Below are 15,572 nucleotides of genomic sequence, written 5' to 3'. Positions count from 1 at the left end.
ATATTTCGAGATAAGGACTCTAGGATACATGGAAAGGGGTGTGGCAAATGGAGTTTAGAGTAAAGGATTTGTTGGCGATCGAGCCGATGAAGGATGCTGAAATTTTAAGTGGTCGTACGTTTATTCAAAATGTGATTGAAGGCGTAACGATTATGGAAGGACCTGATATCGCGAATTGGATCAAGGGCGGTGAAGTGATCTTAACAAGCCTTTATTCGATCCGGGATTTCAATGTGCAGGAACAAAAGGAGTTTATCGCCAAATTAGCTGAAAAGAGCGTGAGTGCTCTTGTCATTAAGAAGCATAGTGAAGATATTTCCGATCAATTGCTTGAAGCCGGCGAAAAGTACAGAATGCCGATCATACAGCTTCCGCAAGAAGTTCCCTTTGTCGATGTCATGTATCCGATCATGGGGGAGCTTTTCAATAAGCAGGTCACGAAGCTGCGATACTTTAAGGAGATCCATGATCGATTTACAGCTTTATCTCTTGCTGATAAAGGTCTAGAGAAAATCATTTACACACTTGAAAAGTTAATTGGAAATCCGGTTGCACTTTTTGATAGGAATTTCAGATGCATTGTATCGACGTACCCTGAACTTGAACAATTCGAAATGGTAGAGAAAGTACACTTTTACGAACAGACTTCCGGCATTAAATTTCCTCACTATCGCCAAATTGTAAAATACCCTGAACTGGATAATGTGAAAGGACATCAAATTGTCGTTCCGATAGAAGCGCTGAACCATAACAAAATGTATTTATTGATTGGCGAAATTAATAAATCACTTGGAGAATTGGATTTGATTGCTGTCGAAAACGCAGCGACTTCCTTATCCTTAGAATTAGTGAAGCAATTTGCCGTGGCGGAAGTGGAGAAGAAGTATAAAAACGATCTCATTGAGGAATTGATCAGCGGGAAAATCCAATCGATTCAAGCGGTGTATGAAAAGGCGAACGTCATCGGTTGGGACTTCACTGGTTCATTTGCTGCGGTGTTATTTAAAATTAATCGCCAGTCGGAAGGCGCTTTGAAACAAAAAGGCGACCTGGCTGACCGTGCGCATTTCCTTGTGAATGAAGCGATTCATCATTATTTGCCGAACGGTATCATTTCAAACAAAAGCAACCTCTTCATTGTTCTTTGGAAAGTTCAGAAGGTGAGTAAAAATGATGCTGCATGGATGGAAGACATAAAGAAAACAGCACTGACCATTCAAGCAGTCATTCAAAAACAAGCTAAAGACATCGATGTCCAAGTGGGAATTGGAAGTGCAGTAGGAGATATTGCCGAAATCCCGCAAAGCTATCGGGAAGCGCATGATGCACTGGATTTAGGCGAAACGTTAAACGGTCTGGCATCAATTACAGCGTTTTCGGAGCTTGGGATTTTTCGGTTGCTGCGTCATATTAAGGATTCATCGGCTCTGCTGCAGTTCATCCCGAAATCCCTTAAGGAGTTGCTTGATTACCAACAGGCGAATCAATCCGATTTGCTGGAAACATTACAAACTTTTTTGGAGTGCAATCAAAACGCGGCCCAAACTGCAAAACTTCTCTTTGTTCACTATAAGACCGTTGTCTATCGTTTGGAAAGGGTTAGAGAGATTACGGGGATGGACTTTGATGACTCCGAAGAAATGCTGTCTGTACGGGTTGGACTTAAAATTCACGAACTACTCCAACGTGAAAACGCAGAATAGGTACAGAGGCAGCCATTCGCGCTGTCTCTTTTTTATTTTGTTATCCAATTTAGATAAATAATAGATAAATCTTTATCAACTCACGCTAAAGACTATTTAGTTTAGAACGCTTACAATTAGAGGTGGAGCTAAAAAGTCAGTCGTTTATGAAAGACGATTCATTGCATACTATCCGTATGATTACAAACAATAATTGCGTTCTACAATAATAATAAGCATACATAACGCGGAAAAGGGTGGTGAAATAGGTGAACGATATGAAAGACATTATACAAAAGCTTGATTTGGCGGAAGAAACAGCCGGCAGACTTGATTGGCTCGGCGATTTCGGCAAAGATTCCGAGGGCGGTGTTTCTCGTTTACTCTATACAAAAGAGTGGGTTGAAGGTCAACACGCTTTGAAAGACTGGATGGAAAACGAAGGACTTGAAGCTCGCTTTGATGAAATCGGAAATCTGTACGGTACATTAAAAGGGAAGAACGCTAACGAAACGGTTTTGACAGGCTCCCATGTAGATACAGTGACAAACGGTGGACGCTATGACGGTGCATATGGCATCATCGCCGGCATCATTGCGTTGAAATACTTGAAAAAGCATTTCGGCCAACCAGTCAGAAACATTGAAGTCGTTTCAATGGCTGAAGAGGAAGGAAGCCGTTTCCCATACTCGTTCTGGGGATCCAAAAACATTGTCGGTTTAGCCAAACGAGAAGACGTTGAAACAATTACGGATTTCGATGGCGTCCCATTTGTTGAAGCAATGAAGAATGCAGGTTTCGACTTTAAAGAAGAATCGGAAGGTCCGCGGAAGGATCTGACAGCATTCGTGGAAGTTCACGTAGAACAAGGCAGCGTTTTAGAAACCGAGAAAACGGCTATTGGTGTAGTGAATAACATTGTTGGACAAAGACGGTATACGGTTGAGATAACGGGTGAAGCTAATCATGCCGGAACAACGCCGATGGGGTATCGGAAAGATGCCATGTTTGCGGCTAGCCATATGATTCATGAAATCATTTCAATGGCTAGAAAAATCGGAGACCCATTGGTGACGACTGTTGGAAAGATTGAAGCTTATCCGAACATCGTAAACGTCGTTCCAGGAAAGACAATTTTCACGATCGATGTTCGTCATACTGAAAAAGAAGCGATCGTGTCATTTACAGAACAAATGACGGCTAGGATGCAAGAAATCTCCAGAGAGCATGAAGTTGAAATGGACATTGATCTATGGATGGATGAAGATCCAGTTCCAATGGATCAAAAAGTTGTTGAGCTCATTGAAAAACAATGTAAAGAAAATGGCCTCAATTATAAAGTGATGCACAGCGGTGCGGGTCACGATTCCCAAATCTTTGCTCCTGTTGTGCCGACAGCTATGCTGTTTGTTCCGAGTCTGAAAGGAATCAGCCATAACCCGGCTGAATATACAGAGCCCACTGATTTGGCGGAAGGTGTTAAAGCGCTGATCGGTGCTCTATATGAGTTGGGCTATAAAGAATAACTTTTTGAATCGGGTGTTTACCCGGAAATATAAACAAACAGAGGAGAATGTAACGATGGGTTATCCACAAGATATACTTTCAAGCAGGTCAATTATTAAGCCAGGACAATATGCGCTAATCGCTCCAGAAGGATTAGTAAATAACGTCATCCCTGGATTTGAAAATTGCAGAATCTCCATTTTAGCTTCACCGAAACTGGGTGCGGGCTTTGTCGACTATATGGTTACAATGCATGAAGGCGGCAAGAACAGCGAAGGCTTCTGCGGTGAAGAAGACGTACAGAGCTTTGTTTATGTTATTAGCGGAAAAGTGAAAGCGAAAGCTGACGACCAAGAGTTCATTCTTGAAGAAAGCGGCTACCTATATTGCCCACCAGGCGTGAAAATGTATTTGGAAAACATGGAGTCCGGCGATTCCCGTTTATTCCTATACAAACAAAAACACATTCCATTAAAAGATGGACGTAAGCCATGGGTTGTTTCCGGGCATGCGAATGCTATCGAGTACATGAACTATGACGATATGCACAACGTTCACCTGAAAGATCTATTGCCGTTGGATCTTGAATTCGATATGAACTTCCATATCCTTTCATTCGATCCTGCAGCAAGCCATCCGTTCGTAGAAACTCATTATCAAGGACATGGCGCGTACCTGCTATCAGGTGAAGGCATGTACAACTTGGATAATGAATGGATTCCAGTTAAAAAAGGCGATTACATTTTCATGGCACCATATGTGCACCAAGCAGCTTATGCAGTCGGCAGAGAGCCTTTGACATATGTCTATTCCAAAGATTGTAATCGGGATGCATCACTATAATAATCCCAGTAAAGAGGTGTCAAGATGAGAGTAAGTAGAGATGACTTGAAAAGTCTAATCAAAACAAAGCTTGAAAAGGCTGGCCTAATAGAGGAACATGCTGATGTCGCGGCAGACGTGCTAACGTTTGCCGACGAGAGAGGCATTCACTCCCATGGCGCAATGCGCGTCGAGTATTATGCTGAACGAATTGCCAAGGGTGGAATGAATACAAACCCGGACTTTAAATTTGAAAAAACAGGCCCGGCAACAGGTATATTCCACGGCGATGGCGGAAACGGCCATACAGCAGCGAAATTAGCTATGGATGAAGCAATCAAAATGGCGAAGGAAAGTGGAGTTGCCATTATCGGAGTAAGAGATATCTCTCATAGCGGAGCAATATCCTACTTCACAAACCAAGCAGCAGATGCTGACTTGATCGGCTTCTCCGTTTGTCAATCAGATCCAATGGTTGTTCCGTTCGGCGGCGCCGAGCCTTACTACGGTACAAACCCGATTGCCTTCGCTGCGCCAAGCAGTAACGGAAAGATGATTACATTGGATATGGCGACAACTGTTCAGGCGTGGGGGAAAATTCTTCATGCTCGTTCCAAGAACGAATCAATCCCTGACACGTGGGCGGTTGACAGCAATGGGGAGCCAACTACAGATCCAATGAACGTTAATGCTTTACTGCCAATCGCAGGTCCAAAAGGTTATGGCCTTGCAATGATGGTGGATGTTCTCTCGGGCATCCTTCTCGGACTTCCGTTCGGCAATAAAGTTTCGTCAATGTACGAAGACTTGGCGGAATACCGGAAATTGGGACAACTTCATATTGTCATCAATCCAGCATTCTTTACAGGTTTGACATCTTTCAAAGATGACATTACCCAAACGATGGACGATCTGAATGGGATCAAACCGGCACCAGGCTTTTCGAAAGTCCTTTACCCGGGTCAAAACAATGATGTAGTCATTGAAGATTATAAGGAAAATGGAATTGAGATTGTCGATGACATTTATGAGTATCTAAAATCGGATGTCATCCATAATAACCAATATGACCATAAGAACCCATTCGCTGAATGATATCCATTCTTTAAATAGAGAGCATCGGTGTAAAACTTAATAGGGGTGAGCGGAATGAGAGTAAGTAGTGAGCAGTTGAACGAGTTGATTACAACGAAGTTGCATAAAGCAGGATTGACTGAGGATCATGCGCGTGGTGTTGCTGACGTGCTCGTTCACGCAGATGCCAGGGGAGTCCACTCCCATGGAGCTATGCGTGTAGAGTATTACGCAGAGCGAATTGCTAAAGGCGGCCTGAATGCAAATCCTGATTTCAAATTTGAAAAGACGGGTCCTGTTACAGCCATTTTTGATGGTGATAACGGTGTAGGGCATGTCGCTGCTAAATTGGCAATGGACGAAGCAATTCAAATGGCAAAAGAAAACGGAGTTGCTGTTGTCGGCGTGAGAAGAATCGGTCATAGCGGCGCACTTTCCTATTTTGTTCAACAAGCTGCAAATGAGAATTTGATTGGCATTTCAGTTTGTCAATCAGATCCGATGGTCGTTCCTTTTGGCGGAGCAGAGCCTTATTACGGAACAAACCCAATCGCTTTTGCTGCACCAGGCAAAGACGGTAAGGATATTACATTTGATATGGCTACAACCGTTCAAGCTTGGGGGAAAATTCTCCATGCACGTTCAAAAAACGAATCCATTCCTGATACATGGGCAGTTGATAGTGAAGGACACCCGACTACTGATCCATTTAAAGTGAATGCATTGGTACCGATAGCGGGACCAAAAGGATACGGACTCATGATGATGGTGGACGTCTTATCCGGAATTCTGCTTGGACTTCCTTTTGGAAACAAAGTGTCCTCCATGTACCATGATCTCACCGAATATCGAAATCTTGGACAGCTACACATTGTCATCAATCCGGAATACTTTACAGGATTAGGCGCGTTCCAAGAAAGCATTGCGACAACGATGCAAGATCTCAATAACATTAAGCCTGCTCCTGGTTTCGATCATGTTTCCTACCCTGGACAAAGAAGTGCCGAAAGGGAGAAGCAGTACGAGGAAAATGGCATTGAAATTGTAGATCACATTTATGAATATTTAACTTCAGATGTTGTTCACAACAATGCATTTGATAATAAAAGCCCTTTTGCTGAGTAAGACTTTTTAAGGATAAAGGGTGGTCAACTAAGTGGCCACCCCCTTTTCTGTGCGGATTTTACAAAAAAATAATTTAAGAGGTGCGTGAAAACATGCTTTATACGATCGTAAAACAGAATTCATACCAGGATTCAGTTAACCTAATGCTTCTAACGAACAAGATTTCAACAATGGAAGGCATTACTAAAGTTCAAATTATGATGGGAACACCTGCTAACAAGGATATCCTCAAAGCTGCTGATCTTTACACAGAAGAACTAGATAATGCCGCTTCAAATGATATGTGTATCGTTGTAGATACGGAACAGGAAGAGAAAATTGAAGAAGTACTCGAGGAAATCGATAACTATCTAAGCAACCAAGCAATTAGCGCTGGTAAAGAAGCTTTTGAAACGGTTAACTCTTGGGACAAAGCTGTAAATGCACTTCCTGATGCAAATATTGCTGTTATCTCTACACCAGGCCAATACGCTGCTGAAGAAGCGGAAAAAGCGCTTGACAGAGATATGCACGTCATGATTTTCAGTGATAACGTAACGATTGAAGATGAGCGTCGCATCAAAGAAAAGGCGCATGAAAAAGGTCTTCTCGTAATGGGTCCTGACGCTGGTACAGTTATCGTTTCCGGTGTTCCTCTTGCATTCGCAAACGTAGTGAAAACAGGGAAAATCGGTGTCATCGGAGCTTCCGGAACAGGAATCCAAGAAGTTACGACTGAAATTGATCGTCTAGGCGCTGGTGTAAGCCATGCAATTGGTACTGGCGGCCGTGACCTTGCTGACAAGATCGGTGCAATCACGATGCTTGATGGCCTGAAAGCATTGGCGCAGCACAACCAAACAGAAGTGATCACACTTATCTCTAAGCCACCTGCAAAAGAAGTCCGTGACGAAGTTGTCCAATTGTTGCACAGCATTTCAAAACCGGTTGTTGCAATCTTCCTTGGAGAAGAGCCGCATAACCATGAAGGAAATGTCTACTATGCAAACACACTAGAAGAGACAGCTGCACTTGCTGTAGATCTAGTAAAAGGCAACGAAATCAAATCAAATTACAACACGCTACATTCAGATGTACCTGCGGTTGAATTGAAGCCAGAACAAAAAACAATCAAAGGTCTATATTCAGGCGGTACGCTTGGATATGAAGCAGCTACGTTGATCAGCAGAGGCTTAAACCTTGGAGAAACTGACCATGACCAAGCTGGCTACCTTCTAAATGCAGACGGTTTTGAAGTAATTGACCTTGGGGATGATATTTACACACAAGGTAAACCACACCCAATGATCGATCCGGATACAAGAATCCAGTTCTTCCAAAAAGCTGCTCAAGACGAATCAACAGCAGTTATCTTATTTGACCTTGTTCTTGGATATGGTGCACACGAAGATATGGCTGGTGCATTGCTTCCAGGCATCGAAAAAATCCAACAAGAAACAAAAGCAAAAGGCAAAAACATTTACTTCGTAGCAACTGTTTGTGGTACGGACCAAGACCCACAAGGCATTGATGAGCAAAAAGCAAAATTAGCAGAAGCTGGCGTTATCATCCGTGATAGCAACAACCAAGCTACTCTTACTGCTTTAGCAATGCTTGGCATTGAAGTAGAAGTTGGAACAAAAGAAGTAGTTCCTGCGACTGTAGAAGCTGCAAACGTAGACTTCACGGTTTCAGAAGCAATCGAGAAGCTATTGAATGAAAAACCAAGCGTTGTTAACGTTGGTTTGAAGAGCTTCACTAATTCAATTACTGCAAACGGTGGCAGAGTCGTTCAATATGACTGGCGTCCAGTTGCTGGCGGAAACCCAAGATTGCGCAAAATCTTGAGCCTACTTAAATAATAAACAAAAGCGTTAGGAAATATTGATTTTTCAGGAGGAAACCAAATGTACGGACAATTTAAAACGATTGATGAAGCAAACCGAGCGGTTATCGATAAAGTTGTATCAGGGACACCATTTCTATTGGATGTAGTTCCAGCGAAATCTGTTATTGACGAACTAAACGGGAAAGTATTACTTCATGCCGGCCCACCAATTAAATGGGAAAACATGACTAGCCCGATGCAAGGATCTTGTATTGGTGCAACATTATTTGAAGGTTGGGCAACGAATGCTGACGATGCACGTGCAATGCTTGAAAACGGAGAAATCGAATTCATTCCATGTCACCACGTAAATGCAGTTGGCCCAATGGGCGGTATCACATCTGGAAGTATGCCTGTTCTTGTCGTCGAAAATCAGGACGGCGGAAACCGTGCTTACTGCACAATGAACGAAGGAATCGGTGCAGTACTTCGTTTCGGCGCGTACTCAGAAGAAGTTATCAACCGTCTAAATTGGTTTAGAGATGTTCTTGGTCCAACTCTATCCAAAGCTCTTCATATTAAAGGTGACGGCCTAAACGTCAACGTAATGATGGCAAGAGCGATTACAATGGGTGACGAGTTCCACCAACGTAATATTGCTGGTTCACTAATTTTCTTGAAAGACATCGTTCCATTCATTCTACAAACTGATGTCGATGAAAAAGACAAACAAGATGTCATTCAATTCCTAGCTGACACAGATCAGTACTTCTTGAACATTGCAATGGCTTCAACAAAAGCGGTTATGGACTCAGCTAGACAAATCCAACATGGTACAGTTGTAACTGCAATGTGCCGTAACGGATATGAGTTCGGAATTCGTATCGCTGGTATGGGTGACGAATGGTTCACAGCACCAGTAAATACACCACAAGGTCTATTCTTCACAGGATACGACCAAGACATGGCTTGTAAAGACATGGGTGACAGTGCAATCACTGAAACATTCGGCGTAGGCGGAATGGCAATGATTGCGGCTCCTGGTGTTACACGTTTCGTTGGTGCCGGCGGTATGGACGATGCAGTTGGAACAAGTAACGATATGATGGATATTTGTATCGATCACAACCCTAACTTCTCAATTCCAACATGGGACTTTAAAGGTGCACCACTTGGAATCGATGCAAGAAAAGTTGTTGCAACAGGAGTCGAGCCGGTTATCAACACAGGTATCGCTCATAAAGAAGCTGGTGTAGGTCAAATCGGTGCGGGTACTGTTCGTGCTCCATTGGCTGCATTTGAAAAAGCAATCGATGCATATGCAGTGAAACTTGGTTTAATCGAAGCAGAATAATGGATTTTTTGGAGAGGAATTGTTAAAAGCTAGTTCCTCTCCTCTCCTCTTTTCTGTAAAATAAAGAATGCTTCCAATGGAAGTGAAAGTCATACTCGCGTGAGTAAAGGAGAGTTATCAATGAGTAAAAGAGTTGTATTAGCTATCGGTGGAAATGCCATCATTAAAGAAGGACAAAAAGGTACGCTTGAAGAGCAAATCCAGAACATTGGTGAAAGTAGTGGTCCAGTCCTTGATTTGATCGAGCAAGGTAACACAGTTGTAATCACTCACGGAAATGGTCCGCAAGTGGGGAATACGCTAATTAAAAACCAAATGGCAGAATCTGTTGTTCCAGCTTATCCACTAGATGTATTGGACGCTGAAACACAAGGTAATCTTGGTTATTTGATCCAGCAAGAATTCAAGAACAAAATGGTTGAACGTGGCATTAACAGACCGATTGCAACAGTTGTTACACAATCCGTTGTTTCTAAAGAGGATCCAGCTTTCGCTAATCCGACGAAACCAATTGGTCCATTCTACACACAAGAAGAATTAGACAAAATCCTTGAGACAGAGAAGATTTCTTACATCGAGGATAGCGGTCGCGGATATAGACGCGTTGTCGCTTCTCCAAAACCAGTTAGAATCGTTGAGAAAGAAGCGATCGAAGCACTTCTTGACAAAGAAATCACTGTTATTACAGCTGGCGGCGGCGGAATCCCTGTCACTGAAGAAAACGGTATCCTAAAAGGTACAGATGCAGTTATCGATAAAGACTTCGCAAGTGCATTACTTGCAGCGGAAGTAAAAGCAGACTACCTATTCATCCTAACAGGTGTTGAACAAGTGGCGATCCACTTCGGAACTCCACAACAACAAAACCTGCTTGAAATGACAGTTGAAGAAGCACTTCGTTATATGGAAGAAGGCCACTTCCCGAAAGGAAGCATGGGTCCGAAAATTGAAGCTGCGATTATGTTCCTAGAAAAAGGCGGCAAAAACGTTGTCATCACTTCCATTGACAAGCTTAAAGATGCACTTGAAGGCAAAACAGGCACGCGTGTAACACTATAAAATAACCAGAAGGCAGCTCTAGTAGCTGTCTTTTGTCTATATTGGTATATATCACAGATGAATTGAACATGAACAGAGGAGGTATTTCGATGTCTGGTAATAATATTGATGATTATCTTCAGCAAGGGATTTATGGCCCGAGAGTAACGAAACCAGACGAACGTCGGAAATTTCTTGGGACAATCCGTGAGCGAATTGTCATTGCACTTACAAAAGAGCAAGTGAGGGAAAGAGGAGTATATAAACAAGTCGAAGAGGCCCTAAAAGAAAATAGAGAGGCCCGTCTATACTTGAATGGCAATATACACTATCGCGTGCTGTCAAAATACACGAAGATTGCTTCCAAATATGATGTCTCTTACAGATATGTTACAAATCAAGAACATGAAACTGAAATCGGTCTAATCCTCGCATATGACCATGCCATCAATAAAGAGGAGATCTTTGTAACAAGAGAAATTTCCACTACTGAGCCCCAAAAGAGCACTAAGAAAAGCCCTCTCTCCCTCATCGCCAAGCTATTTAAGCCGAACAATCGGTAAGCTAATTGTGTCGGTGCCTGTGCAAGGTTCATTTATGACAATTCAACTATTTGTATAAAAACTCATAAAGAAGCTGACTGATCATTGAATCTGTTGGTTTCTTTATTTTTTTTACTCAATTGTAGTGAATAGGCAGAATAGTTTGCTGCACAGGCACCCCAAATTTGGGTAGGTATAATATTCTCGATGATAGACAAATTAATAAGGAGTGGATTGCAGGCTAGATGATTTTCGAGAAGAGGTAAATTTGATGAAAAAAAGTGCTAAAGGTATAGGCCTAGGGGCTACTTCCGCAATAGCGTGGGGAGTGGACACTGTAATAATTGGTATAATTATCGCGAGTACACCTTTTAAAGAGTTCGTCATGCTAGCCCCAATAATTGCTGCTTTCATGCATGACTTTTTTTCTGCAATTTGGATTTCGTTGCTGATGATTGTTAAAGGGGAATTTATCAATGTCTTAAAGCTTTATAAAACGAAGAGTGGCGCTATTTTAGTGATGGGTGCATTGGCAGGCGGACCGTTGGCTATGAGTTTTTATTTTCTCGGGATTCAATACGCCGGAGTAACGTACGCAGCAAGCATTGCATCAATATTTCCTGGCATAGGAGCAGTGCTTGCTTTCTTTTTTTTGAAGGAGAAAATGAACGGAAGAACATGGTCCGGCGTTGTATTGAGCATTATTGGTGTCATTATATTGGCATATGTTCCAACGAAGTTCGATACTGAGAGCACCTTTTTCATCGGGATATTGTTTTCATTAGGAGCGGCCATCTTTTGGGGACTTGAAGGCGTGATCGGTGCTTGGGGAATGAGAGGAAAAGAGGTCGTGCCGCTGTATGCGATTAATATTAGGCAAATCACTTCAGCCCTCAGTTATGGAGTTATCCTCGTTCCATTGATGAGTGGCTATCCTCTAGTGTTTGAAGCGGCAACATCAAGCATCGTATGGGTCATCGTCATCGCAGGACTTTTAGGAACTCTTAACTATTCCTTATACTACTCATCAATTGATTTAATCGGAGCCGCTAGAGGACAATCACTGAACAATACGTATGTGTTTTGGGCAATCCTAACCGAAATTGTGTTTATCGGGACGGCGGTAAATTTACAATTTATCATAGGCGCGATCATCGTGATATTAGGATCCATCCTTGTATCAGGAAGCGTCAAGCGAAGCTAGGGGCACGTGACGTAGTAGTTGCCTGTGTAGTGCATAATCAGTATAGTTTGCCGCACAGGCATCACTGCTAAGTGTGTACGGCTTATCGGGTATGCTCTAAGATTTGTTGCAAATACTGTTCTAATCGATTCGCAAAACCTTGCGAACCTAGATCACTCAGGATTTGAATGGATTGTTGGATTTTGTTTGTTCCGCTCTCTATATTTCCTGTTTTTAAATCATAAGCGCCACGTAAATGAAGTAAATTCACCCTCTCGAATAAATGATTCTCTGGCAGGGCAAGTTGCTCTAAATAGGAGAAGAACTCATTTATTTCAGCTTGAAATATTATTGGTTTATCAAAATCATTCACGGGTCCCAATAAATACGTAATGGTATTCATAATAATTGTTATAATGACGTCATTCACCTTTTTATACTGATGGTATCGATTGCTTTTTTCATATGCAGTTTTGGAAAGCTGTGCAACCATTTCAGGCGTAAGAAATAGCATCGTTGCATTATAAAGCATGAATTCATAATATCCCCATACTTCGACGCGAAATAAATAGTTGGACAATAGCCGAATGTCTTCCTCGCTCGCTTCCTTATCTATAGCATTATGATCAACAATATTTTCAAACACTTCAATCATCAGCATATTGTACTGGTATGTAGGAATTTTGTACTTCTCCCATTTTCTCATTTCCTCATTCTTTAAGTTTTTCAACTGTACGGAATTACTTTCATAATAAGCAGTGTTTACATTTTTAAAGAATTGCTCAAGTTTATCGGGATTGTACTCATTGTGAATGTATAAAAACTCATCAAGACCGATCATTAGTTTTTTTGTAATCTCAGTTAATAATCCGAGACTAATGTCAGAATCGCCACGTTCAAATTTTGATAAAAATGAAATTGAACATATCCCTTCGGATAGTTCCTTCATCGTTAACCCCTTTTGTTCACGAATTTGCCGAAGCGTTTCCCCATATGCTTTCATTCAAATCCCCCTCCTACAATTCGATTCCACTATATGAAAACTATTCCGTGTTCATTTAAATATTACTATAAAATGGATATAGATAGTTCGTTTTTTAAAAAGGGGGATGACAAATGGTTGAGTATATGAATTATGTTGTCAAAAATGGAATGATTATTGATGTGGAGAATGGTAGGTCATTTTTCGGTTCGATTGAAATTAAGGAAACTAAAATACGGAAGGTTTACCAATCTAATGATCCATTGCCGGAAGGGGTTTCTGTCATTGATGCGCAGGGGAAATATATTATCCCTGGCTTGTTGGATATGCATTGTCATATCCAAGAAAGATTTGCACCTCATTTTTTGGCATCTGGGGTTACGACGGTGCGGAATACAGCGGGGAATGTATACATGCTTGAAAACTTGATACATGCACCCATCGATGCACCATCACCTACTGTATATGCCGCGGATCGAATGATTGACGGTACTCCGGGGCTTTGGGGGCAAACTAGCTTTGGAAACTTCGTTACTGATGATCCTGTCGAAGCTAGAAAAGAAGTAAGACGACAAGTTGGCGCTGGAGCGAAATTTATAAAAGTCTATGGCTGGGCAAACAGGGAAGTGATGCACGCAGCAGTTGACGAGGCAAAGAAGTTTGAGGTGGAAGTTAGCTGTGATCTTATCCATTCAAAGGACTTGAATGCCTTAGATGCCGCGCAAATTGGTGTCACTTGGTTTGAACATGCATCTGGATTTGCACAAGCGATTTATCCAGGATGGTATCCATCAGCCGACCAAACGGAGTGGAGTCACATTAACTGGGATACACCTGATGAGAATAAGATACAAGAGCTTTGTCAACAAATGATTCACTATAATGTAAAGCTCTGCCCAACTCTCGTTGTTACTGATCAAGTGGAGCAGTCCCCAGACTATTGGTATCCAAAAAACAATATAACAAAGTCGCTCGAAAAGAATAATATACTCATTGAGCACTGGCGCAATATGTCTGAGCAAATAGATCTATTAAATGAACAAGTTGGCAAGCTCAACAAGTTTACAAAAAAGATAGCGAAAACCTACTTTGATCTGGGAGGGACTGTCGTTACAGGTACGGATACCCCGGCATTAATTTGGACCATTCCGGGTATGGCGTTGCATAGAGAACTGGAATTATTCGTTGAAATTGGATTGACTGAGATGGAAGCTTTGCAAGCGGCGACAATAAAAGCGGCACGATCAATTAACTTAGATGCAGTCGGGGCAATAAAAGAAGGAAATATTGCTGACATTATCATTCTAAATAACAATCCGTTAGAGGATATTAAACATACAAAGGATATTCATCGAGTCATTAAGGGGGGGAAAGTTTTTAGTCAAGAGGAAATCCTTACTCATGTGCCTAGTGAAGATTATATGGAACAACAATTTAGTGAATTCCAAAGGAAATGGGAAACAGATGAATACTTGTAAATAATGAAGCAGTGATTACCACTGGAGGGAAAAGCCATGAACGTCATAGTGGAATGGATATACAAATCGCCTAAAGGGATGGAGACCATTTTCCGTTCCGAGGAGATGGATGCAGCACAGGCTGTTCGCATTGCGGAAGATTTGGAGAGGACGGGGCGCGCAAAAAGCATAAAGTTCATCGACCGTTTCGACAGTTCGTGGACGGTTAAGGAAATGAAGGGCTATTTGAAAGGGATTGAAACGGAACCGCATAATATTACGGTTTATTTTGATGGGGGATTCGACCTGACGACGAAGGCTGCTGGTTTAGGCTGTGTCATTTACTACGATCAGAACGGGACGTCTTATCGTCTAAGAAGAAACATAGCTGTAACAGAGCTGATCTCGAATAACGAAGCCGAATATGCAGCACTTCATTTTTGCTTGCAAGAGTTGGAGCTGTTGAACGTTCATGACCTTTCCGTACGGTTCATCGGGGATTCCCGGGTCGTCATCAATCATCTGAGCGAGGAATGGCCAGTCATTGAAAACAATCTATACAGTTGGGGAGATCGAATTGAAGCGAAAATGAAAGAGCTTGGAATTCGACCGGAATATGAGTTGGTATCGCGAAAAAAGAATGCCGAGGCAGACCGGCTAGCGACACAAGCAATGAATGGTATTGAAGTATCGGCAACAATCGAAAGAGCGAAGGAATAAAAAAAGTTCCCGGTATGGGAACAAAAGCATTTCATAATAACCTATGTTAACTGCATTTTTTGCAATTCTTGCATTGGGATTTGTCTGCACCACATTTTTTACATTTTGCCACTCGATCACTCCTTTGCAAGCATATGTTCAAATTTATTCAGTTGCCTCCGGAGTTATGCCAGGAATGGCTCACTTTTTGAATTGAATGGCGAATGCCTTGGAACAGCTGTTACTTCAATGTTGGTATACAATAGGGCAAAAGCTACTGAGTAAATTAGGAGGCAATAAA

Annotated in this window: 13 protein-coding genes; 12 read left to right on the top strand and 1 reads right to left on the bottom strand. The window is 42.0% G+C overall.

What is annotated here, in order from left to right; genetic code table 11:
* The first annotated feature begins 47 nt into the window (after nucleotides 1–47).
* The 10 genes from M3152_RS15680 (at nucleotide 48) to M3152_RS15635 (ending at nucleotide 12,154) form a co-directional block, all read left to right on the top strand.
* Nucleotides 48–1,703, top strand: coding sequence for a PucR family transcriptional regulator (locus M3152_RS15680; RefSeq protein WP_251696541.1), 1,656 nt, complete (start codon nucleotides 48–50; stop codon nucleotides 1,701–1,703).
* A gap of 257 nt (nucleotides 1,704–1,960) precedes the next feature.
* Entirely contained in the window at nucleotides 1,961–3,208 is a 1,248-nt protein-coding gene (allC, locus tag M3152_RS15675) for an allantoate deiminase (protein ID WP_251696656.1), read from the top strand.
* Nucleotides 3,209–3,263: 55 nt separating this feature from the next.
* A complete protein-coding gene (gene allE, locus M3152_RS15670) occupies nucleotides 3,264–4,031 on the top strand; it encodes a (S)-ureidoglycine aminohydrolase (RefSeq protein ID WP_251696539.1) in 768 nt (255 codons plus the stop codon).
* A gap of 24 nt (nucleotides 4,032–4,055) precedes the next feature.
* Entirely contained in the window at nucleotides 4,056–5,105 is a 1,050-nt protein-coding gene (gene allD / locus M3152_RS15665) for an ureidoglycolate dehydrogenase (protein WP_251696537.1), read from the top strand.
* A 54-nt stretch (nucleotides 5,106–5,159) separates the two neighbouring features.
* A complete protein-coding gene (gene allD / locus M3152_RS15660) occupies nucleotides 5,160–6,209 on the top strand; it encodes an ureidoglycolate dehydrogenase (protein WP_251696535.1) in 1,050 nt (349 codons plus the stop codon).
* 92 nt (nucleotides 6,210–6,301) lie between these two features.
* Nucleotides 6,302–8,050 carry an acyl-CoA synthetase FdrA gene (gene fdrA / locus M3152_RS15655; RefSeq protein WP_251696533.1) on the top strand — a complete coding sequence of 583 codons (1,749 nt, stop codon included), beginning with the start codon at nucleotides 6,302–6,304 and terminating at the stop codon, nucleotides 8,048–8,050.
* Nucleotides 8,051–8,095: 45 nt separating this feature from the next.
* Complete coding sequence (locus M3152_RS15650) at nucleotides 8,096–9,370, top strand: DUF1116 domain-containing protein (RefSeq protein ID WP_251696531.1); 1,275 nt, start codon at nucleotides 8,096–8,098, stop codon at nucleotides 9,368–9,370.
* A gap of 120 nt (nucleotides 9,371–9,490) precedes the next feature.
* Nucleotides 9,491–10,429 (top strand): carbamate kinase, encoded by a 939-nt coding sequence (gene arcC, locus M3152_RS15645; RefSeq protein WP_251696529.1) that lies wholly within the window; start codon nucleotides 9,491–9,493, stop codon nucleotides 10,427–10,429.
* Between the two features lie 89 nt (nucleotides 10,430–10,518).
* Nucleotides 10,519–10,971: a YueI family protein gene (locus M3152_RS15640; RefSeq protein ID WP_251696527.1), complete on the top strand. Its 453-nt coding sequence runs from the start codon at nucleotides 10,519–10,521 to the stop codon at nucleotides 10,969–10,971.
* 250 nt (nucleotides 10,972–11,221) lie between these two features.
* Nucleotides 11,222–12,154 (top strand): DMT family transporter, encoded by a 933-nt coding sequence (locus tag M3152_RS15635; protein WP_251696525.1) that lies wholly within the window; start codon nucleotides 11,222–11,224, stop codon nucleotides 12,152–12,154.
* An 82-nt stretch (nucleotides 12,155–12,236) separates the two neighbouring features.
* On the opposite strand, the gene M3152_RS15630 is transcribed toward M3152_RS15635, so the two are convergent.
* The gene (locus M3152_RS15630; protein WP_251696523.1) at nucleotides 12,237–13,136 is read right to left on the bottom strand and encodes a helix-turn-helix domain-containing protein; all 900 of its coding nucleotides are present in this window, start codon (nucleotides 13,134–13,136) and stop codon (nucleotides 12,237–12,239) included.
* A 113-nt stretch (nucleotides 13,137–13,249) separates the two neighbouring features.
* Here M3152_RS15630 and M3152_RS15625 point away from each other — a divergent pair, with 113 nt between their 5' ends.
* Together M3152_RS15625 and M3152_RS15620 are read left to right on the top strand one after the other, a co-directional pair.
* A complete protein-coding gene (locus M3152_RS15625) occupies nucleotides 13,250–14,593 on the top strand; it encodes an amidohydrolase family protein (protein ID WP_251696521.1) in 1,344 nt (447 codons plus the stop codon).
* A gap of 36 nt (nucleotides 14,594–14,629) precedes the next feature.
* On the top strand, nucleotides 14,630–15,292 hold the full coding sequence (locus M3152_RS15620) for a reverse transcriptase-like protein (protein WP_251696519.1): 663 nt from the start codon (nucleotides 14,630–14,632) through the stop codon (nucleotides 15,290–15,292).
* Nucleotides 15,293–15,572 lie beyond the last annotated feature (280 nt).

Origin of the sequence: Sporosarcina luteola (assembly GCF_023715245.1) — a bacterium.
In the GTDB taxonomy this organism is placed as follows: domain Bacteria; phylum Bacillota; class Bacilli; order Bacillales_A; family Planococcaceae; genus Sporosarcina; species Sporosarcina luteola_C.
The sequence above is the reverse complement of the archived record's forward strand: the minus strand, read 5'-3'. Positions and strand labels throughout refer to the sequence as shown.